General features: G+C 66.4%; 17 protein-coding genes. 10 read left to right on the plus strand and 7 right to left on the minus strand.

The window, feature by feature from the left end; genetic code table 11:
- The first annotated feature begins 267 nt into the window (after positions 1-267).
- The 5 genes from glnA to NOM55_RS11600 all read left to right on the plus strand — a co-directional run bounded on the left by glnA (position 268) and on the right by NOM55_RS11600 (position 5,588).
- Positions 268-1,686, plus strand: a complete 1,419-nt coding sequence (glnA, locus tag NOM55_RS11580) for a type I glutamate--ammonia ligase (protein WP_047966240.1) — start codon at positions 268-270, stop codon at positions 1,684-1,686.
- A gap of 266 nt (positions 1,687-1,952) precedes the next feature.
- On the plus strand, positions 1,953-2,420 hold the full coding sequence (locus tag NOM55_RS11585) for a DUF4124 domain-containing protein (protein WP_255908676.1): 468 nt from the start codon (positions 1,953-1,955) through the stop codon (positions 2,418-2,420).
- 120 nt (positions 2,421-2,540) lie between these two features.
- Positions 2,541-3,605 (plus strand): nitrogen regulation protein NR(II), encoded by a 1,065-nt coding sequence (gene glnL / locus NOM55_RS11590; protein WP_255908677.1) that lies wholly within the window; start codon positions 2,541-2,543, stop codon positions 3,603-3,605.
- Between the two features lie 22 nt (positions 3,606-3,627).
- Positions 3,628-5,079, plus strand: a complete 1,452-nt coding sequence (gene ntrC, locus NOM55_RS11595; RefSeq protein WP_255908679.1) for a nitrogen regulation protein NR(I) — start codon at positions 3,628-3,630, stop codon at positions 5,077-5,079.
- Positions 5,076-5,588 (plus strand): GNAT family N-acetyltransferase, encoded by a 513-nt coding sequence (locus NOM55_RS11600; RefSeq protein ID WP_255908680.1) that lies wholly within the window; start codon positions 5,076-5,078, stop codon positions 5,586-5,588. The genes ntrC and NOM55_RS11600 overlap by 4 nt, the downstream gene beginning before the upstream one ends.
- A gap of 71 nt (positions 5,589-5,659) precedes the next feature.
- On the opposite strand, the gene NOM55_RS11605 is transcribed toward NOM55_RS11600, so the two are convergent.
- A complete protein-coding gene (locus NOM55_RS11605; protein WP_255908681.1) occupies positions 5,660-6,505 on the minus strand; it encodes a universal stress protein in 846 nt (281 codons plus the stop codon).
- Positions 6,506-6,723: 218 nt separating this feature from the next.
- On the opposite strand from NOM55_RS11605, the gene NOM55_RS11610 reads away from it, so the two are divergent.
- Positions 6,724-9,408, plus strand: coding sequence for a cation-transporting P-type ATPase (locus NOM55_RS11610; RefSeq protein ID WP_255908683.1), 2,685 nt, complete (start codon positions 6,724-6,726; stop codon positions 9,406-9,408).
- Between the two features lie 67 nt (positions 9,409-9,475).
- On the opposite strand, the gene NOM55_RS11615 is transcribed toward NOM55_RS11610, so the two are convergent.
- A complete protein-coding gene (locus NOM55_RS11615; protein WP_305118907.1) occupies positions 9,476-10,402 on the minus strand; it encodes a LysR family transcriptional regulator in 927 nt (308 codons plus the stop codon).
- Between the two features lie 97 nt (positions 10,403-10,499).
- Here NOM55_RS11615 and metE point away from each other — a divergent pair, with 97 nt between their 5' ends.
- The gene (gene metE / locus NOM55_RS11620; RefSeq protein WP_255908684.1) at positions 10,500-12,785 is read left to right on the plus strand and encodes a 5-methyltetrahydropteroyltriglutamate--homocysteine S-methyltransferase; all 2,286 of its coding nucleotides are present in this window, start codon (positions 10,500-10,502) and stop codon (positions 12,783-12,785) included.
- A 13-nt stretch (positions 12,786-12,798) separates the two neighbouring features.
- On the opposite strand, the gene NOM55_RS11625 is transcribed toward metE, so the two are convergent.
- From NOM55_RS11625 to NOM55_RS11645, 5 genes are all read right to left on the minus strand, one after another.
- Positions 12,799-14,016: a 6-phosphofructokinase gene (locus tag NOM55_RS11625; protein WP_255908685.1), complete on the minus strand. Its 1,218-nt coding sequence runs from the start codon at positions 14,014-14,016 to the stop codon at positions 12,799-12,801.
- A gap of 144 nt (positions 14,017-14,160) precedes the next feature.
- Positions 14,161-16,128 (minus strand): DNA topoisomerase IV subunit B, encoded by a 1,968-nt coding sequence (gene parE / locus NOM55_RS11630; RefSeq protein WP_255908686.1) that lies wholly within the window; start codon positions 16,126-16,128, stop codon positions 14,161-14,163.
- 19 nt (positions 16,129-16,147) lie between these two features.
- Positions 16,148-16,726: a DUF2238 domain-containing protein gene (locus NOM55_RS11635; RefSeq protein WP_255908687.1), complete on the minus strand. Its 579-nt coding sequence runs from the start codon at positions 16,724-16,726 to the stop codon at positions 16,148-16,150.
- 48 nt (positions 16,727-16,774) lie between these two features.
- Positions 16,775-17,314 carry an RNA pyrophosphohydrolase gene (locus tag NOM55_RS11640; RefSeq protein ID WP_047968362.1) on the minus strand — a complete coding sequence of 180 codons (540 nt, stop codon included), beginning with the start codon at positions 17,312-17,314 and terminating at the stop codon, positions 16,775-16,777.
- A 19-nt stretch (positions 17,315-17,333) separates the two neighbouring features.
- Positions 17,334-17,633 (minus strand): hypothetical protein, encoded by a 300-nt coding sequence (locus tag NOM55_RS11645; RefSeq protein WP_255908688.1) that lies wholly within the window; start codon positions 17,631-17,633, stop codon positions 17,334-17,336.
- Between NOM55_RS11645 and NOM55_RS11650 the strand changes: the two genes are divergently transcribed.
- The 3 genes from NOM55_RS11650 (at position 17,632) to pssA (ending at position 21,581) form a co-directional block, all read left to right on the plus strand.
- Positions 17,632-18,924 (plus strand): glutamine synthetase family protein, encoded by a 1,293-nt coding sequence (locus tag NOM55_RS11650; protein ID WP_255908689.1) that lies wholly within the window; start codon positions 17,632-17,634, stop codon positions 18,922-18,924. The genes NOM55_RS11645 and NOM55_RS11650 overlap by 2 nt on opposite strands.
- A gap of 131 nt (positions 18,925-19,055) precedes the next feature.
- Positions 19,056-20,153 carry a polyamine ABC transporter substrate-binding protein gene (locus NOM55_RS11655; protein WP_255908690.1) on the plus strand — a complete coding sequence of 366 codons (1,098 nt, stop codon included), beginning with the start codon at positions 19,056-19,058 and terminating at the stop codon, positions 20,151-20,153.
- Positions 20,154-20,240: 87 nt separating this feature from the next.
- Complete coding sequence (pssA, locus tag NOM55_RS11660) at positions 20,241-21,581, plus strand: CDP-diacylglycerol--serine O-phosphatidyltransferase (protein WP_255908691.1); 1,341 nt, start codon at positions 20,241-20,243, stop codon at positions 21,579-21,581.
- The last annotated feature ends 163 nt before the right edge of the window (positions 21,582-21,744 follow it).

A 21,744-nucleotide genomic window follows, 5' to 3' on the forward strand; every position in this document is an offset into this window, starting at 1 on the left:
TGCAGTGTTCAACGACTGTCATCACGCGGCCGGCACCGCAAGCGCGGTCCAAAAGCGGGCATCGGCGCCATCAGGCACCAGCTTGGTGCGATTTGCACAATAATGGCACCACTGTCGTGCAACAGCGGCACGGCAGGCGCCGGCAAATGTGGCAAAATGGGCTTTCCCACGCCCGCTTACGGCTGGCACGCTTCATGCTTTTACCCCGGTACATAAATTTGTGCCATCCAGATTGATGCACTTAGCTAGCTCATTTAGGAGATCACCATGGCGGTTGCAGACGTAGTCAAGCTCATCACCGAAAACGACGTAAAATTTGTCGACCTGCGCTTTACCGACACAATGGGTAAAGAACAACACGTGACCATTCCTGCTCACGTGCTGCTGGACGATGCCGACGCATGGTTCGAGAACGGCCACGCGTTCGACGGCTCCTCCATCGCCGGCTGGAAAGGCATCCAGGCCTCCGACATGCTGCTGATGGCTGACCCTGCCACTGCCAAGATCGACCCGTTCTTCGACGAACCGACCGTGTTCATGTCCTGCGACGTGATCGACCCGGCCGACGGCAAGGGCTACGACCGCTGCCCGCGTTCGGTGGCCAAGCGCGCCGAAGCCTACCTGAAGGCATCCGGTATCGGTGACACCGCCTACTTCGGTCCGGAACCGGAATTCTTCATCTTCGACAGCATCACCTGGGGCACCGACATGTCCGGCTGCTTCGTGAAGATCAAGGCCGAAGAAGCGGCCTGGGCTTCCGCTGAAGAATTCGAAGGCGGCAACACCGGCCACCGTCCTGGCGTGAAGGGCGGCTACTTCCCGGTACCACCGGTTGACTCCTCGCAAGACATCCGCTCGGCCATGGTGCTGCTGCTGGAAGAACTGGGCGTACCGGTTGAAGTTCACCACCACGAAGTAGCGACCGCCGGCCAGAACGAAATCGGCACCAAGTTCAGCACCCTGACCCAGCGTGCCGACTGGACCCAGATCCTGAAGTACGTGGTACACAACGTGGCGCACAGCTACGGCAAGACCGCGACCTTCATGCCTAAGCCTATCGTTGGCGACAACGGTTCCGGCATGCACGTGCACCAGTCGATCTGGAAAGACGGCAAGAACCTGTTCGCCGGTGACGGCTACGCCGGCCTGTCCGACATCGCCTTGTACTACATCGGCGGTATCATCAAGCACGCCAAGGCACTGAACGCGATCACCAACCCGGGCACCAACTCCTACAAGCGTCTGGTTCCGCACTACGAAGCACCGGTAAAACTGGCCTACTCCGCCAAGAACCGTTCCGCTTCCATCCGCATCCCGCACGTGGCCAACCCGAAAGGCCGTCGTATCGAGGCGCGCTTCCCGGATCCGCTGGCCAACCCGTACCTGTGCTTCGCCGCGCTGATGATGGCCGGCCTGGACGGCATCCAGAACAAGATCCACCCGGGCGATGCTGCCGACAAGAACCTGTACGACCTGCCGCCGGAAGAAGACAAGCTGATCCCGACCGTGTGCGCGTCGCTGGACGAAGCACTGGCCGCACTGGACGCCGATCGCGAGTTCCTGACCCGTGGCGGTGTGTTCTCCAACGAGTGGATCGACGCCTACATCGAGCTGAAGATGAAGGAAGTGAACCTGACGCGCATGACTACCCACCCGGTAGAATTCGCGATGTACTACTCGCTGTAAGCTGACACCCGTTCCGGCGCAATCCGGAACCGTCGCACCGACCCGCAGTGCCATCGGCGCTGCGGGTTTTTCATTGCGGCGGTCAAGGCGTGCGGCCAACGTTGGCCGCCCGCCGCGACCCCCCGCCCCCCCCCCCCCCCCCCCCCCCCCCCCCCCCCCCCCCCCCCCCCCCCCCACCGCCGCCGGCAATTTAATGCGCCGCAGCGCTGACGCGACGCGCAACTTTCACTATCATCGGCGCTGGTCCGTTCTTCCCTGGTGACGCCATGCTGCGCCCGCTTCTCGCTTCCCTGCTGCTGTGCAGCGCTGCCACGACGGCCAGCGCCGCCACCATCTACAAACACGTCGACAAGGATGGCCACGTCACCTTCACCAACGTGCCGATGCGCGGCGCGCGCGCGGTACTGGTCACCCCCGCCAGCGACGACGCGCCACCGGCGACGCCCCGCGCCAGCAGCCCGCGCCCGGCCAGCGCCGCCGCCCCGGCGCACATTCCGTCGGTCGACAGCGGCACCCAGCGCCAGCGCGACGCCGGCCGCCGCCGCATCCTGCAGACCGAGCTCGACAACGAGCAGCGCGCGCTGGGCGAGGCGCGGCAAAGCCTGCAGGACGCCGGCAAAAAAGCCGGCACCACGCCTGCCCAACTTCAGCGCCTGCGCGACGCGGTCACCGACCGCGAGCGCAATATTGCGGCGCTGAAGCAGGAGCTGGGCAACGCCGGCGACGGCAACTAGCACCAAAGCGACACGAACGCACCAAAACAGGGCAAACTATTCCGCATTGCGGTCGCCAGACCGCGTCCATCCGGGCTTGTTTCTTGCTAAAGCCAGTACAAGCAACGTGGAATGCCCACCATGACCTACCAAAACTATCCGCAGCAGTACGCCGGTCTGGAATTGCTGGAAACGCCGGTGATGATCGTCGAGCGCAACGGCCAACTGCTATTCGCCAACCCGGCCTGCGAAAGCCTGCTCAAGGTTGGCCGCAAGGAGCTGCAGAAGCACTCGCTGTACGCGCTGTTCCATGACGCGCGCGCACTGAAGAACGCGGTGCAGATGGCGCTGGATCATGCCGGCAGCTATATCGAGCACGACCTGGAGCTGATGCCGGAAGGCGACATCCCGCTGCACATCGGCCTCACCGTGACCCCGATCGACAGCCCGCCGCGGCTGGCACTGGTCGAGTTGCGCCCGATCGACCAGCAGCTGCGCATCGCCAACGAGGAACGGCTGCTGCTGCAGCAACAGGCCAACCGCGAGCTGATCCGCAACCTGGCGCACGAGATCAAGAACCCGCTGGGCGGCATCCGCGGCGCGGCGCAATTACTAGAGCACGAGATCGCCGACCGCCCCGAGCTGCTGGAATACACCGGCGTGATCCGCGAGGAGGCGCTGCGGCTGCAGCACCTGGTCGACCGCCTACTGGCACCGCACCGCCGCCACATCGCCAGCGACGTCAACATCCACGAAGTGCTGGAGCGGGTACGCAGCATCCTGCTGGCCGAATACCCGCAGGGGCTGACGGTGCGCCGCGACTACGACGTCAGCCTGCCGATGCTGGCCGCCGACAAGGAGCAGCTGATCCAGGTGGTGCTCAACATCGCCAAGAACGCGGTACAGGCGATGAAGGGCAGCGGCGAGATCATCCTGCGCACCCGCGTCGCGCGCCAGGTCACCCTCGCCCGCAAGCGCCACAACCTGGCACTGAAATTGCAAGTCATCGACAACGGCCCCGGCATTCCCGACGACATCCGCGACCACGTGTTCTACCCGCTGGTCACCGGCCGCGCCGAGGGCACCGGCCTTGGCCTGACGCTGGCGCAGACCTTCGTACACCAGCACGGCGGCACCATCGAATTCGAGTCCCGTCCGGGCAACACCTGCTTTACGGTACTGATGCCATTCGGCCCGGACCAATAAAACTACTTCAAGGCGAACAAGCATGACGCAAGCGGTCTGGATCATTGACGACGACAAGGCGATCCGCTGGGTACTGGAAAAATCGCTGGCGCGCAGCGGTATCGCCTACCAGAGCTTCTCCAGCGCGGACGACGCACTCAACGCGCTGTACGACGCCACCCCCAGCGTGATCATCAGCGACATCCGCATGCCGGGCACCGACGGCCTGAAATTCCTCGGCAAGGTCAAGCAGGAGCATCCGGCACTGCCGGTGATCATCATGACCGCGCATTCCGATCTCGACTCGGCGGTGGCGGCGTTCCAGGGCGGCGCCTTCGAGTACCTGCCCAAGCCGTTCGACGTCGACCAGGCGGTGGCGCTGATCGAGCGCGCGCTGGCGGAGAGCCGCAGCAGCGAGGCGGCCAGCGAGGACGCCGAGGCGATGCCGGCGCTGCTGGGCCAGGCACCGGCGATGCAGGACGTGTTCCGCGCCATCGGCCGCCTGTCGCAATCCAGCGTCACGGTGCTGATCACCGGCGAATCCGGTACCGGCAAGGAGCGCGTCGCCGAGGCGCTGCACCGCCACTCGGTGCGCTCGGCCAAGCCCTTCATCGCGCTGAACACCGCGGCCATTCCGAAGGACCTGCTGGAGTCGGAGCTGTTCGGCCACGAGAAAGGCGCCTTCACCGGCGCGCTGGGCACCCGCCGCGGCCGCTTCGAAGAGGCGGAAGGCGGCACCCTGTTCCTCGACGAGATCGGCGACATGCCGACCGAACTGCAGACGCGACTGCTGCGCGTGCTGTCCGACGGCCACTTCTACCGCGTCGGCGGCCACACCCCGATCAAGGCCAATGTGCGCGTGATCGCCGCCACCCACCAGCACCTGGAGGAGCGCGTCAAGCTCGGCCAGTTCCGCGAGGACCTGTTCCACCGCCTCAACGTGATCCGCCTGCGCCTGCCGCCGCTACGCGAGCGCAGCGAGGACATCCCGCTGCTGGTGCGCCACTTCCTGGCGCGCAGTGCGGCCAACCTTGGCGTGGAGCCGAAGCGGCTGTCCGAGGCGGCGATGGCGCTGGTGCAGCACTACGCCTTTCCCGGCAACGTGCGCCAGCTGGAAAACCTGTGCCAGTGGATCACGGTGATGGCGCCGGGGCAGTCGGTAGAGATGCAGGACCTGCCGCCGGAATTCCGCCCCGAGCTGGTCGCCGGCAGCGGCGGCGCCATCGAGCTGCCGCCCGCCGGCGATGGCAGCGGCGTGCTGCCGACGCTTGCGGGCGACTGGACCATGCTGCTGGCGCGCGAGGTGGCACAAAGGTTGGCCGCAGGCGAAACCGGCATCATCGACGACCTCACCGCCCGCTTTGAAAGCACCTGCATCAGAAGCGGCCTCGCCCACACCGGCGGGCGCAAGGTAGAAGCGGCCAACCTGCTGGGCTGGGGCCGCAACACGCTGACGCGCAAGATCCAGGAACTGGGGCTGGAACACGGCGAATGATCATCCGTGAATGGCAGGTCGGTGAAACAGCGGACCCGGAACAACTGGCGGGGCTACTGCTAAGTTGTGTGCAGGGCGGCGCGTCCATCGGCTTTCTTTCGTCGCTCCATCACGCCGAAGCCGAGGATTACTGGCAGGCCCTTGCGGCCAAGCTTGGGGGGGAATTGCGCTGCTGGCTGGCCATCAGCGAGGGATGCATCATCGGTAGCGTACAGCTTGCACCCTGTGGCAAGACCAATGGCCGCCACCGTGCCGAAATCCAGAAGCTGATGGTGCACCCGGACGCTCGCGGCCAGGGGGTGGCAGCGAAACTGATGCAGCAGGCGGAGGCGGCCGCCCAAGCCGATGGCCGGCTGCTGCTGGTACTGGATACCGATGCCGACTCGCTGGCGGCACGACTCTACCCGCGCTGGGGTTGGCAGCACGCCGGCGACATCCCCGGCTATGCCGCAAGCCCGGATGGCCGTCTGCACGCCACCCGCTATTTCTACAAGCAATTGGCCAGCTAGCACGCCATCGGCAAAAACAATGCGGCCAACCTCAAGGTTGGCCGCATTGTCATCCAGGGTGCGCCGTCGGCTCAGTGGAACATCAGCAGCGGCACGTGGCAGTGTTTCATCAACGTGCGGGTGGTGGAGCCGAACAGGCGCTCCTTCCAGCTGTTGTGGCCGAAGGCACCCATCACCAGCAGCGCGGCACCGTGGCTGTCGGCGGCGGCGATCAGGACCTGCGAATTGGAGCCGCGCGCGGTCAGCGCCACCGGCTCCGCCGGCAGGCCGTGGCCGGCGAGATAGGCGGCGCCTTCGCAGGCCAGACGCTCGGCTTCCAGCGGATCGGTGTGGTTGGCGATCACCTTGCGCGGCAAATCATGCGCGAGGCCGAGGAACACAAACTGCTGCAGCGCACGGGCGGCGCACGGGCTGCCGTCATAGGCCAGCACCACGCAACGCGGATGCTCGGGCAGCACGGTATCGGCCGAGAACAGCAGCATCGGCCGCGCCGGGTTCAGCAGGTAGTTTTCCAGCCAGCGGCTGTCGTGCGGGCGCTCGCTCTCGCCGAGGTGACTGTCGGTGGACACCACCAGCAGATCGTGCAGCGGCGCATGCCGGACCAGCTCGTCTTCCGGGTGGCCGTCCTCGGCCAGCACGCTGGCCAGTGCCACATCCAGCTCGCCGGCCTGCGCGCGCATGTTGTCGAGCAGGGTGCGGGCATTGTCCAGCCAGCGCTGCTCCATGCTGGCGTCGCGCGCCACGCGATAGGCGAACGCCCCCGGCGGCATCGCCTCGCCTTCCAGCAGCGGGGCACCATCGATCAGCGCCAGCGCCGTCAGCGCACACTGGTGCCGTTTGGCCAGCTGCAACGCATAGTCACGCGCCAGCAGCGCGCTGTCGCCGCTATCCAGCACCAGCAGAATTTTCTTCATCATCACCGCGTTCCTCTTATTCGATACGCCGACCACGGCCGGCGTTAACATGCCATCAGCAAACAGCATGCCCAAGCGGGCAGATCATCGCACTGACGCCGCCGGCTGCGCAAAGTTTTGCGGCAATCTTTGCGATCCGTCAAAACATGTCCCAGCATGGAAACCATGCACCGGCCGCGCCACTCTACACTGCGTGCAGTTCACTCAAGGATAGCCCGCCCATGAAGCCTGCAACACCCGCCCCGCACTGGCATGCCGAAGACACCGCCCAGGTGATGCAGCACTGGCAAAGCAGCGACGACGGCCTCAGCCAGCAAGTCGCGGCGGAGCGGCTGCAACGCTACGGCCGCAACAGCCTGCCGCAGCCGGCCGCGAAGAGCCTGTGGCTGCGCTTTGTGCTGCAATTCCACAACCTGCTGATCTACGTGCTGCTCGCCGCCGCGCTCGGCACCCTGCTGCTGGCCGACTACGTCGACAGCGCGGTGATCTTCGGCGTGGTGCTGATCAATGCCGTGATCGGCACCATCCAGGAAGGGCGCGCCGAGAGCGCGCTGGCGGCGATCCGCAACATGCTGGCGCTGCAGGCGACGGTGATCCGCGACGGCGAGCGCCACGATGTCGACGCCAGCACGCTGGTGCCCGGCGACATCGTGCTGCTGCAAAGCGGCGACAAGGTGCCGGCCGACCTGCGCCTGCTCGACGGCCGCTCGCTGCGCCTCGACGAGGCGGCGCTGACCGGCGAATCGCTGCCGGTCAGCAAGGATTTTGCCGCGCTGCCGGCGGCGACGCCGCTGGCCGAGCGCCGCAACATGGCCTACGCCGGCACCCTGGTCAGCTACGGCCAGGCGCGCGGGCTGGTGATTGCCACCGGCCGCGACACCGAGCTGGGCCGCATCAACGCGATGCTCGACGAGGTCGGCGACAACGTCACGCCGCTGATGCGGCAGCTGGACCAGTTCGCGCGCTGGCTGACCGGCGCCACGCTGCTGGTGGCCAGCGTCACCCTGCTGCTGGGCGTGTACTGGCGCGGCCACAGCTGGCCGGACATGTTCATGGCCGGTGTCGGGCTGGCGGTGGCGGCGATTCCGGAAGGGCTGCCCGCCATCGTCACCATCACGCTGGCGATCGGCGTCGAGCGCATGGCCCGCCAGCGCGCCATCATGCGCAAGCTGCCGGCGGTGGAGACGCTGGGCGCGGTGACGGTGATCTGCTCGGACAAGACCGGCACCCTGACCTGCAACGAGATGACCGCCGGCCGCATCGTCACCCGCGAGCGCCAGCTGCGCGTCAGCGGCGTCGGCTACGCGCCGGAAGGCGGCCTGTTCCACGACGACGCGCCGCTACACTACGGCCAGCACGCCCCGCTCGACGCGCTGCTGCGCGCTGCGGCACTGTGCAACGACGCCAGCCTGCAGCACGTCGCCGGCCAGTGGCAACTCAGCGGCGACCCGACCGAGGGCGCGCTGCTGACGCTGGCGCACAAGGCGCAGCTGCCGCTGGCCAGCCTGCAGCACAGCCTGCCGCGGCAGGACGCGATCCCGTTCGAATCGGAACACCGCTTCATGGCCACCCTGCACCACGACCACGACGGCCACCGCCTGATCCTGCTCAAGGGCGCGCCGGAGGTGCTGCTGGCACGCGCCAGCCACCAGCAGCTGGAACACGGCATTGCCGGGCTGGAGCTGGCGTTCTGGCAGCAGCAGGCGCAACAGCTGGCCGGTGACGGCTACCGCGTGCTGGCCATCGCCGAACGCCGCCAGGCGCACTGCAGCAGCGAGCTGGATTTTGCCGACACCGAGGACCAGCTGCTGCTGCTCGGCCTGGTCGGCATGATCGACCCGCCGCGCGAGGAAGCGGCGCGCGCGGTGGCGCTGTGCCAGAGCGCCGGCATCCGCATCAAGATGATCACCGGCGACCACGCCGGCACCGCCGCCGCCATCGGCGGCCGTCTCGGCATCGGCGACGGCCTGCGCGCACTGAGCGGCAGCGACATCGACGCGCTGGACGACGCGGCGCTGGCGCTGGCGGTGCGCGACATCGACGTGTTCGCCCGCGCCAGCCCGGAACACAAGCTGCGCCTGATCGCCGCGCTGAAGCACAACGGCGAGGTGGTGGCGATGACCGGCGACGGCGTCAACGACGCCCCGGCGCTGAAACAGGCCGACGTCGGCGTCGCCATGGGTGGCAAGGGCACCGAGGCGGCCAAGGAGGCAGCGGAGATGGTGATCACCGACGACAATTTCACCACCCTGGCGTTGGCGGTGCGCGAGGGGCGCACCGTGTACGACAACCTGAAAAAGGCCATCCTGTTCATCCTGCCCACCAACGTCGGCCAAGCGCTAATCATCATCGCCGCCATCCTGTTCGGCGTGGCGCTGCCGATCAGCCCGGTGCAGATCCTGTGGGTGAACATGGTGTCGGCGGTGACGCTGGCGCTGGCCTTCGCCTTCGAACCGACCGAGCACGGCGTGATGCGGCGCCCGCCGCGACCGCCACAGGCCGGGCTGATCGACGCGCTGTTCGTGTGGCGGCTGGCCTTCGTCGGCGCGCTGATGGTGGCGCTGCCGTTCGCGCTGTACCTGTGGGCGCTGGACGGCGGCCACTCGCAGGCGCTGGCCAGCACGCTGGCGGTGAACAGCATGGTGGCGATCGAGATCGCCTACCTGTTCAACAGCCGTCACCAGCACAGCAGCGCGCTGACGCTGCGCGTGCTGGGCGGCAACCGTATCGCGCTGTGGTGCGTGGCCATCCTGCTGCTGCTGCAACTGGCGTTCAGCTACCTGCCATGGCTGCACACCCTGTTCGGCACCGCCTCCCCGGCGCTCTCGCACTGGGGGCTGATCGCGGCCAGCGGCGTGCTCGCCTTCCTGCTGATCGAGGCGGAAAAGGCGCTGCTGCGGCGTTAACGAGCTAACGCCTTGCGGCCAACCTTGCGCCCGGTGTGCAAGGTTGGCCGCAGGCATGCCAGTAATATCAATCCAGCACACTCAGCCCCGGCAGCGTGGCGAAGCTCTGCTCGCGCACCGTGGCGAGGAAGTCGTGCATATAGGCCAGGTTGGCGTCGTCGCTGCGCAGCGCGGCGTACAGCTCACTGTGCAGGCCGGCCTCGCCGATGCGCGCGGCGCTGACGTAGCCGCGCTCCAGATACGGTTTCACCGCCCAGAACGGCAGCGCCGCCACGCCGCGGCGGCTGGCCACCAGCTGGATGATGGCGATGGTCAGCTCCGAGGTGCGTCGCGCCGGGTTGATGCCGGCCGGCTTCAGCACCTTGCGCACCAGGTCCAGCATCGCGTCCGGCACCGGGTAGCTGATCAGCGTCTCGGCGGCAAAATCTTCGGCATGCCACACCTTCTGCGCCGCCAGCGGGTGATCGTGGGCGGCGATGGCCACCATCTCGTAACCGAACAGTGGCTGGTGCGCGACGCCGGGATGCGCCTCGGCCTCCGACACGATCGCCAGATCGGCGCGCCCGGTCAGCAGCAGGCCCACCGGATCGGTATGGAAGCCGGAGACGATGTCCAGCTCCACCGCCGGCCAGTGCTGGCGGAAGCTGTCCATCGCCGGCATCAGCCAGTCGAAGCAGGTATGGCACTCCACCGCGATGCGCAGCTCGCCGGCCTCGCCCTCGCGCAGTCGCGCCAGATCGCGCTCGGCGGCGCTGATGCGGGCGTGCACCTCGCGCGCCAGCAGCAGCAAGCGCTCGCCGGCCGGCGTCAGCCGTAGCGGCTGCGTCTTGCGCTCGAACAGGCTGAGGCCGTAGTGCTCCTCCAGCGCCTTGATCTGGTGCGACAGCGCCGATTGCGTCAGGAACACCCGTTTCGCCGCCTGCGACACGCTGCCGGTTTCGGCCAGCGCCAGCAGCGTCTTCAGGTGGCGTAGTTCCAGCAGACTCTGGTTCATGAATCAGCCTCATGTGAAGTAGCAAAATAATGAATTTGTCTCATGTCGATGATTATCGCATGATCAATGCACAAATTTCATACAGAAAGACACCAACATGAGCACTATTCATCTTGCCGGTTTCCCCCGCATCGGCGCCAAGCGCGAACTGAAATTCCTGGTCGAGAAGTTCTGGAAAAACGAGATCGACGACGCCGCGCTGCAGGCCGGCGCGCGCGAGCTGCGCCAGAAGCACTGGCTACTGCAAAAAGGCGCCGGCCTCGACATCAGCCCGGTCGGCGACTTCTCGCTGTACGACCACGTGCTCGACGCACAGGTGCTGGTCGGCGCCATCCCTCGCCGCTTCGGCTTCGATGCGGCCAAGCTTTCCAGCGCGCAGTATTTCCAGCTGGCACGAGGCAACAGCAGCCAGCACGCCATCGAAATGACCAAGTGGTTCGACAGCAACTACCACTACCTGGTCCCGGAGTGGCACGCCGACACCGCCTTTGCGGCCAACCCGGCGCCGCTCTTGGCACAGATCGCCGAGGCGCAGGCGCTGGGCATCAAGAGCAAGCCGGTGCTGATCGGGCCGCTGACCCTGCTGTGGCTGGGCAAGTGCAAGGGCGCCGCCTTTGACCGCCTGACACTGCTGCCGGCGCTGCTGCAAACCTATCAGGACCTGCTCGCGGCCCTCAATGCCGCAAAAGTAGACTGGGTGCAGCTGGACGAACCGATCCTGGCGCTGGACCTGCCGGCCGAGTGGCTGGCGGCGTTCGCCCCCGCCTACGCCGAGCTGGCGGCCAGCCCGCTGCAACTGCTGCTGGCCACCTACTTCGGCAGCGTGGCGGAGCACGCCGAACTGCTGAAGGCGCTGCCGGTGGCCGGCCTGCACCTGGATCTGGTGCGCGCGCCGCAACAGCTGGCGACCTTCGTCCAAGGTTGGCCGCAGGACAAGGTACTGTCCGCCGGTGTCATCGACGGCCGCAATATCTGGCGTGCCGACCTCGACGCGGTGCTGCAGCAGGCCGAGGCCTTGCACGCGCAGCTGGGCGAACGGCTGTGGCTGGCGCCGAGCTGCTCGCTGCTGCACAGCCCGTTCGACCTGGCACAGGAAGGCCAGCTCGATGTCGACCTGAAGAGCTGGCTGGCGTTCGCGGTGCAGAAGCTGAACGAACTGAAACTGCTCAAGCGCGGCCTGCAACAGGGGCGCGCCAGCATCGAGAACGAGCTGGCGGCCAGCAACTACGCCCGCGAGCAGCGCCGCAGCAGCCCGCGCATCCACCGTGCCGAGGTGGCACAAAGGTTGGCCGCACTGCCGGCCGGCAGCGACCGCCGCACCAGCCCGTTCGCACAGCGCGCGCCGTTGCAGCACGCGTGGCTCAAGCTGCCGCTGCTGCCGACCACCACCATCGGCTCCTTCCCGCAGACCAGCGAGATCCGCGCCGCGCGCGCCGCGTTCAAGCGTGGCGAACTCGACGCCGCCAGCTACGAAGCGGCGATGAAGGCGGAGATCGAACTGGTGATCCGCAAGCAGGAGCTGCTCGACATCGACGTGCTGGTGCACGGCGAGGCGGAGCGCAACGACATGGTGGAGTACTTCGGCGAGCAGCTGGCCGGCTTCGCCTTCACCGAATACGGCTGGGTGCAGAGCTATGGCAGTCGCTGCGTGAAGCCGCCCGTCATCTACGGCGACGTGGCGCGACCAACGCCGATGACGGTGCGCTGGGCGGTGTACGCGCAGAGCCTGTCGCCGCGTCCGGTGAAGGGCATGCTCACCGGCCCGGTCACCATCCTGCAGTGGAGCTTCGTGCGCAACGACCTGCCGCGCAGCGCGGTGTGCCGCCAGATCGCGCTGGCGATCAACGACGAGGTGCTGGATCTGGAAAACGCCGGTATCAAGGTGATCCAGATCGACGAGCCGGCGGTGCGTGAAGGCCTGCCGCTGCAGCGCGGCGACTGGGATGCGTATCTCGCCTGGGCCGGCGAAGCGTTCCGTCTGTCCTGCGCCGGCGTCGACGACAGCACCCAGATCCACACCCACATGTGCTACTCGGAATTCGGCGACATCCTGCCGGCGATCGCCGCGCTCGACGCCGACGTGATCACCATCGAGACCTCGCGCTCGGACATGGAGCTGCTGCGCGACTTCGGCAGCTTCCAGTACCCGAACGAAATCGGCCCCGGCGTCTACGACATCCACAGCCCGCGCATCCCGACCGAAGCCGAACTGGACAAGCTGCTGGCCAAGGCGCTGCAGGTGATCCCGGCCGAACGGCTGTGGGTGAATCCGGACTGCGGCCTGAAAACGCGCGGCTGGCCGGAAACCGAGGCCGCGCTGCAGGCGATGGTGAACGTCACCAAGCGTCTGCGCAGCAAGCTGGGCGCCACCGCGCAGGCCTAAGCGCCGCGCAACATCAGGGCAGCAGCGGCGGCCACACCGGACAGCGCAGGTCCGGCAGGCCGTCGGCAAAGGCCAGCGCTTGTTCGCCCTGCAGCAGCGGCCGCAGGTAGGCGACAAACGCCGGCGTCACCGACTGGCCGTCGGCGGCGATAAAGTCCGCCGGCAGCGCGCGTTCGCGGTTGGCGACCGCCGCCAGCGGCAGCGGCGACAGTTGCCAGTCGGTGCCGGCGGCGCCCTGCTGCCGTTGCAGCGCCAGCATCACCCCGCCCTGCCCGGCCAGCGCCGTCGCCACCGCCTGTTGCCCCAGCCGGTAAGCCTGCTGCGCATCGACCGCCGACACCAGATGCCGCGCCGCGCGCTGCAGGCAGTCCACCAGCGCCACGTGCGCCTTCACCCCCAGCTGCTGTTGCAGCCGTTGCGCCAGCCACATGCCGGCACCGCCGAGGTGCTCGTGGCCGTACACCGCATCGGCGTGCAGCTGCGCGACGAAACGACCGTCGGCATGGCGCAGCCCTTCCGACACCGCGATCACGCAGCAGCCACTGGCCGCCAGCCGCTGCCGTACCGCCGCCAGCAGCCGCGCCTCGTCGAACGCCACCTCCGGCAGCAGCAACAGCGGCGCCGCCTCGCCCGGCAAGGCCGCCAGCGCGCAGGCCGCGGTCAGCCAGCCGACGTGACGGCCCATGGTCTCCATGATGAACACCCGCTGCTGCGCCATGCTGCGCACGTCGAGCGTCACCTCGCGCAGGCTGCTGGCCAGATACTTCGCCGCCGACGGATAGCCGGGGCTGAAATCGGTGCCTTCCAGATCGTTGTCGATGGTCTTCGGGATGCCGACCACCTGCAGCGGCAGCGCGAAACGCTCGCCCAGCTGCTGCAGCAGCCGTGCCGTCTCCATCGAGCCGTTGCCGCCGTTAAGCAGCAGCTGGCCGATGTCGAAGCGACGCAGCACCTCGGCCAGTTGCTGCCAGCCGGCGGCATCGTCCGCGAACGGCGCCAGGATGTCGCGGCTGCTGCCGAACGCGGCGCCCGGCAGGCTGCCGAGGCGGGCGATATCGGCGGCGCTGGCGGCGTCCAGATCCAGCAGCCGCCCGGCACGCAGCCCGGCGAGGCCGTCGGCGGCGGCACACACCGCCACGCCCTGCGCGCGCGCGGCTTCGATCACGCCCTGGGCGGAGCGGTTGAGCACGGCGGTGGGGCCGCCGGACTGCAGGTAAAGCAGACGGGACATGATGCTTCTCGTGGGTGGCTATAGCCGAATTGTAGCCAGCCCCGCCGCCGCTAGCACCAAGCCGTCGCCACACAAGGTTGGCCGCAACAAAAAGGCCGCAAGCCCGGACGGGGTTGCGGCCAACCTTGGCGATGTACGACCGGCTCAGATGTCGGCTTCGACCTCGTTGCCCTTGGCTTCCATCCAGCTGCGGCGGCTGGAGGCCTCGCCCTTGCCCATCAGCATCACGAACATGTCACGCGTTTCGGCAAAGGCACCGGCGCGCACCCGTACTCGCGACAGGCGGCGGGTATCCGGGTTCATGGTGGTGTCCTTGAGCTGTTCCGGGTTCATCTCGCCCAGGCCCTTGAAGCGCGAGATGCTCCACGCGTTTTCCTTCACCCCCTCGCTGCGCAGGCGGTCGAGGATGGCGGTCATCTCGCCTTCGTCCAGCGCGTACAGCTTGCGCGGCGGGCGGTTCTTGCCCTGACCCGGCACGTCGACGCGGAACAGCGGCGGCTGCGCGATGTAGATGTTGCCGTTGTCGATCAGACGCGGGAAGTGGCGGAAGAACAGCGTCAGCAGCAGCACCTGGATGTGCGAGCCGTCCACGTCGGCATCGGACAGGATGGCGATCTTGCCGTAGCGCAGGCCGGACAGGTCCGGCGTGTCGTCCACGCCGTGCGGATCGACGCCGATGGCCACCGCCATGTCGTGGATCTCGGCGTTGGAGAACAGCTGGTCGCGGTCGGTCTCCCAGCTGTTGAGCACCTTGCCGCGCAGCGGCAGGATGGCCTGGTATTCCTTGTCGCGCGCCAGCTTGGCGGAGCCGCCGGCGGAGTCGCCCTCCACCAGGAACAGCTCGTTGCGCTCGATGTCCTCGCTCTCGCAGTCGGTGAGCTTGCCCGGCAGCACCGCCACGCCGGAGCCTTTTTTCTTTTCCACCTTCTTCACGGATTTGAGGCGGCTCTGCGCCTGGCGGATGGCCAGCTCGGCGATCTTCTTGCCGGCTTCGACGTGCTGGTTCAGCCACAGCTCCACCGGGTCGCGGGCGAGGCCGGAGATCAGCTTCAGCGCGTCGCGGCTGGTGAGCTTGTCCTTGGTCTGGCCCTGGAACTGTGGATCGAGCACCCGTGCCGACAGCACGAAGCGCACCCGGCTCCACACGTCTTCCGCCATCAGTTTGACGCCGCGCGGCAGCAGGTTGTGGTGGTCGATGAAGCTCTTCACCGCCTCGAACACGCCGGCGCGCAGGCCGGCCTCGTGAGTGCCGCCGGACGGGGTCGGAATCAGGTTGACGTAGCTCTCGCCGCTGGCGCCGTCCTCGAACCACGCCATCGCCCACTGCACGCCCTCGCCGCGGGCGAACTGCTCGTGGTCGTCACCGATGAAGGCCTCGCTGGCGAACAGCGGCGCCACCGGCTCGTCGCCATTGCACAGCTCGGCGAGGTAGCTTTTCAGCCCTTCCGGGTATTGCCACACCTTGACTTCGTCGCCACCCGGGCGCTCCACCGTCAGCGTCACCGCCACGCCGGGCAGCAGCACCGCCTTGGCGCGCAGCAGGCGCTCCAGCTCCGCCAGCGAGTAGCGCGGCGTTTCGAAATACTTGCCATCCGGCCACACCCGCACGCGGGTGCCGCTGGTGCGCGGGCCGCAGTCGCCGACGCGCGCCAGCGGCTCGATCACGTCGCCGCCGGCGAACACCAGGCGGTGCACGCCGCCCTCGCGCTTGACCTCGACTTCCAGCCGCGTCGACAGCGCGTTGGTCACCGACACGCCGACGCCGTGCAGGCCGCCGGAGAACGCGTAGGCGCCACCGTCCTTCTTGTTGAACTTGCCGCCGGCGTGCAGGCGGGTGAATACCAGTTCCACCACCGGTACGCCTTCCTGCGGGTGCAGCCCGACCGGGATGCCGCGGCCGTCGTCTTCCACGCTCAGCGAGCCATCCTGGTGCACGGTGACCGCGATCTTGCGCGCGAAGCCGCCCAGCGCCTCGTCGGCGGCGTTGTCGATCACTTCCTGACAGATGTGGGTGGGGTCGGTGGTGCGGGTGTACATGCCGGGCCGTTCTTTGACCGGCTCCAGCCCCTTGAGTACCCGGACCGAGGATTCGTCGTAATTCTGTTGTGTCATGGCTTGTCTATTCAGAGATTCAGTAGCGCGCCGCGCGCAACGCGGCCAGCTGCCGGTTGTGGGTCGGCGTCAGAATGAGTTGCGCCAGCACGGCGCCGCACAGGGCCAGGAACATGTCCCACTGCGTATCCCACGGGTCGCCCTGGGTGGCGAGAAAGGCATCGGCACCGGCGCCCAGCGCCAGCGCCGCCCACCATTCGATCAGCTCGTACAGCGCGGAGAAGGCCAGGCAGAAGCAGGTGGCGAGAAAGGCCAGCCAGCCGCCGCGCAATGGCGTCTTGCGGCTGAGCACCTCGCGCGCCAGCAGCGCCGGGAAGAAGCCCTGCGCGATATGGCCGATGCGGTCGTAGTGGTTGCGGCTGAAGTCGAAGGCGTCCTGCAGCCAGAAGCCGAGCGGGGTTTCGGCATAGGTGTAGTGCGCGCCGACCAGCAGCACCACCGCGTGCAGCGCCATCGCCCATGCGGCCAACCTTGTCCACGGAAAACGCGACCACAGCAGCCAGACCAGCGGCAGGCCCAGCACCGCCGGCAGCGCCTCCATCCACCACACCGCGACGTCGGCCGGCTGCCATGCCGACCAGGCAGCAACAACGGCCACGCCTGCAAATGCAGTGCGTGGCCGCGAAGGCATCGGATTGCTCAAGGATTAGCTCCCGTCCGGTTGCCGGTGCCGGCTGCCGGCCACCCGCCCCAGATATTCGCCACGGCTTTCCACGCCCTTAATGAAGCGCATCAGCTCGGTGAGCGCGCGCTCGTACACGTCGCGCTTGAATTCGATCACGTTGTCGATCGGTTCCCAGTAGTCGCTCCAGCGCCAGCCGTCGAACTCCGGATGATTGGTGGCGCGCAGGCACACGTCGCAATCGCGGCCGGTGAGCCGCAACAGGAACCAGATCTGCTTCTGGCCGCGATAGCTGCCGCGCCACTCGCGGCGTACCCAGTTGGTGGGCACGTCGTAGCGCAGCCAGTCGCGGGTACGCCCCAGAATCTTGACGTGCTGCGGCAACAGGCCGACTTCTTCTTCCAGTTCACGATACATGGCGGCTTCCGGGCTTTCACCCGGCTTGATGCCGCCCTGTGGAAACTGCCACGAATGCTCGCGCACGCGTTTGCCCCAGAACACCTCGTTATGATGATTGACGAGGATGATTCCGACATTGGGGCGGTATCCGTCCCGGTCCAGCATGACAAAACCTGCAATATCGTTAGTTGACCGGATTTTTGCACATTTTGCCGGTAGCCGCCATGAGCAAGGTGTGGCGCCGGCGCTCACCACCAGCGACCATCGTTAAATAAAATTGACGTTTTTGCGATTTTTGGGTTAAAAAAATAGACACACGACCCGCCACCCGGAGTCCACGATGCCCTATTGCTGCACCACGCCCGTTGCCGGCAGCCAGATCCGGCTGCCGCTGGGCGTCTTTGAGCAGCCGCTCAGTACCTACGGCCGCCCGCGCTGAATTGTCCGCCTCCCGACAACTCACGCAGCAAAGGTATCTGAACATGTCCGATCTGCAGCAATGGCTGAGCGCCCAGCGCGTCAGCCACATCGAATGCCTGTTTCCCGATCTCAACGGCCAGGCGCGCGGCAAACTCATTCCCTGCCACAGCTATCTCGACAGCGCCGAGCAGCGCTTCCCGCAAGTCAGCCTGATCCAGACCCTGGACGGCGACCCGCAACAGCAACTGGTCGCCGACAGCGACCCCGACATGCGCCTGCGCGCCGACCCGCGCACCCTGTGCCTGAAGCCGGACAGCGGCAACGGCCAGCGCATCGCGCAGCTGATCCACGACTGTGTCGACTCCGATGGCGAGCCGATCCCGTTCGCGCCGCGCAACGTGCTGCAACGCGTCTTGGCTGCCTACCGGCAGCGCGGCTGGCAGCCGGTGGTCGCGCCCGAGATCGAGTTCTACCTGCTCCCCGCCGACGGCCAGCCCGTCAGCCCTACACGTCAGCCGTACAGCGTGGATCAGGCGCCGGCCCACGCCGCCTTCTTTGCCGAGCTGGAGCAGCTGTGCGCGCAGCAGCACATCGCCAGCGACACCATGCTCAGTGAAGTCGGCAATGGCCAATTCGAGATCAACCTGCAACACGGCGACGCGCTGGCACTGGCCGACCAGGTGTTCCTGTTCAAGCGCAGCGCCAAAACGTTGGCCGCACGCCACGGCCTGCTGGCCACCTTCATGGCCAAGCCGTTTGCCGACGACGCCGGCAGCGCGATGCACATCCACCAGAGCCTGGTCGATGCCCACGGCCACAACCTGTTCAGCCTGCCGGACGGCAGCGCCGCTCCGCGCTTCGGGCATTACCTGGGCGGCCTGCAGCGCTACCTGCCGGCGGCGATGCTGCTGCTGGCGGCCAACCCCAACGCCTACCGTAGGCTGAGCCCGCATAGCGCGGCGCCGATCAATGTCGAGTGGGGCATCGACAACCGCAGCTGCGGCCTGCGCGTGCCGGACAGCACCCCGGCGGCGCGGCGCGTGGAAAACCGCCTGCCCGGCATGGACTGCAATCCCTACCTCGCCATGGCCGCCACGCTGGCCTGCGGCTTGCTTGGCATGGAGCAGGCCATTGCGCCCAGCGCACCGCTGTCCGGCAGTGCCTACGGCATGGCGGCCACCCTGCCCGCCAGCCTGCCGCAGGCGATCGCTGCCCTGCGCGACGAACCGGCGCTGCACCCGTTGCTGCATCCACAGTTCGTGGCCAGCTTTTGTGCACTGAAAGAGGTTGAATGGCAGACATTCGCGCGTACCATTACACCATGGGAACGCCAGCAGTTACTGCAGCAGGCCTGAGCCGGCAGCCGCATGTCGCGGCTTGCCTGCCGGCCGGCGGCGGGGGTTTAATAAGCACTGGTTTTAAGTAGCGTTTTGCCGTCAAAATAACGTGTTCGATTACCTGAACCGCATCGCCAGGAGAAACTTGAATGAAACGATTTGCCCGCACCCTGCTTCTGGGCGCCGTCAGCGCCGCCTACGCCGGTAGTGCCGTCGCTGCCAGCAACGAACTGAACATCTACAACTGGTCGGATTACATCGCGGAAAGCACCATCCCCGGCTTCCAGAAGGCAACCGGCGTCAAGGTCCGTTACGACGTCTACGACAGTAACGAAATCCTGCAAGCCAAGATGCTGACCGGCAAATCCGGCTACGACATCGTCGTGCCGTCCAACACCTTCCTTGCCAAGCAGATCCAGGCCAACCTGTACCTGCCGCTGGACAAGAGCAAGCTGCCGAACTACAAGGACCTGGACCCGGAGCTGATGAAGCTGATGACCAAGTTCGATCCGGGCAACAAGTTCGCGGTACCGTACTTCTGGGGCATCAACACCATCGGCATCAACACCGACCGCGCCACCAAGGCACTGGGCGGTAAGCTGCCGGCCAACCAGTGGGACATGCTGTTCAAGCCTGAACACGCGGCCAAGCTGAAAAGCTGTGGCGTGAGCATGCTCGACTCCCCGGCGGAAGTGTTCCCGATCGTGCTGCACTACATGGGCAAGGACCCGGCCAGCAAGAGTGAAGCAGACTACCGCGCCGCAGCCGATTTGCTGAAAAGCATCCGTCCGCACGTGACCCGCTTCTCCTCCTCCGGCTACATCAATGAACTGTCCGGCGGCTCGCTGTGCCTGGTGCTGGGCTACGGCGGCGACATCAACATCGCCCGTACCCGCGCGGTGGAAGTGAAGAGCGGCGTCAAGGTGCAGGCACTGGTGCCGAAAGAAGGCGTCGGCATCTGGATCGACAGCATGGTGATCCCGAAGGACGCCAAGAACGCCGACAACGCCTACAAGTTCATCAACTATAGTCTGGACGCCAAGGTGGCCGCGGCCAACGCCAATGCAGTGACCTACGCGCCAGGCAGCCTGCCGGCACGCAAGTTCATCGACAAGGCCAACCTGACCAACCCGTCGATCTTCCCGAGCAAGGAAGTGATGGCCAAGAGCTTCGTGATGCTGCCGATGGATCCGAAAATCCAGCGCCTGACTACCCGCCTGTGGCAGGAATTCAAGACCCGCAAATAAGCGCCACGCAAGCAAAAAGGCCGGAACATTCCGGCCTTTTTTCATTCACAATGGCAACAGCAACCTTCATGGACACCACTCGCCAGCATGCCGCTTTTTTCCTCCCGCCGTCCGGCCCCCGCCGGCAACGGCTTTGCCGTTGATGCGGCCAACATCCATGTGCTGCACGACGCCAAGAGCTTTCATCAGCAACTGCTGCTGCAGATTGCGCAGGCACAGCAGCGTATCCACCTGTGCAGCCTGTACCTGCAGCACGACGAAGGCGGCGAGTCGATCCTGCTGGCACTGCATCAGGCCAAGCAGCAACGACCGCAGCTGGACATCCGGGTGTTTGTCGATTTTCACCGCGCGCGGCGCGGCCTGATCGGTGCCGGCAAGCAAGCCGGCAATGCGCAGTGGTACCAAGAGCTCAGCGCACGTTTCGGCGGCGAGCAGGTGCCCATCTACGGCGTGCCGGTACAGACGCGGGAGCTGTTCGGCGTACTGCACCTGAAGGGCTTCGTGATCGACGACTGGCTGATTTACAGCGGCGCCAGCCTCAACAACGTCTACCTGCATGTCGGCGAGCGTTACCGCTTCGACCGTTACCACCTGATTCAGGACCGCAACCTGGCCGACAGCTTTTCGTACTACCTGTGCCAGCAGCTGCTGCCCTCCCCCGGTGTGCAACGCCTGGATGTCGCCGGTCTGCCGCGCCCCGGCAAGGACGACATCAAGTCGCTGCGGCAACGGCTGGCCGGCTACGACTACCTGCCGGCGCCGACAACCGCCGAGCGCGGCCGCATCAGCATCACGCCGCTGAGCGGCGTCGGCAAGGACAACCGTTTCAACCAGCGTATCGAACAGCTGCTGAGCAGCGCCCAGCACCGCATCACCCTGTGCACGCCCTACTTCAATCCGCCGAAAAGCATCCTGCGCATCCTGCAAAAACAGATCAGGAACGGATTGCAGGTCGAGATCATCGTCGGCGACAAGACCGCCAACGACTTCTACACCCCGCCCAGCGAGCCATTCCGCGTCATTTCGGCGCTGCCTTACCTGTACGAAAGCAATCTGCGCCGCTTTGCCAAACGCAACCAGAGCGCGATCGCGCAGGGCAAGCTGCAGCTGCGCCTGTGGCAGCACGAGCACAACAGCTACCACCTGAAGGGCATCTGGGTCGACCAGGCCTGGCAGCTGGTCACCGGCAACAACCTCAACCCGCGCGCCTTCCGTCTCGACCTTGAGAACGGCCTGCTGCTGCATGATCCCGCAGGCCAGCTACGGCAGCAAACCGCCGCCGAGCTCGACAACATCCGCCATCACACCAGGCTGCTGCAACACTATCGCCAGCTGGAAACGCTGCGCGACTATCCGGCCGCAGTCAAAACCCTGCTCGGCCGCCTCAAACGCATCCGCCTCGACCGCCTGCTCAACCGGCTGCTGTAGAGGTTCGGGCTGGGTGTTACGATGTCATGGCGGCGCCGGGGCGTAGCAAAATGGCTCGTGGTCGACCTAGCCTCCTCGATAGATGGGCGACGTCCCCCCCATTCTCAGTAGCACTGAGCTTTAGAGTCCGAGGTTAATTTACCTGATTTCTCTGCAAGTGATT

Source organism: Vogesella sp. AC12 (genome assembly GCF_024437575.1).
Taxonomy (GTDB): Bacteria; Pseudomonadota; Gammaproteobacteria; order Burkholderiales; family Chromobacteriaceae; genus Vogesella; species Vogesella indigofera.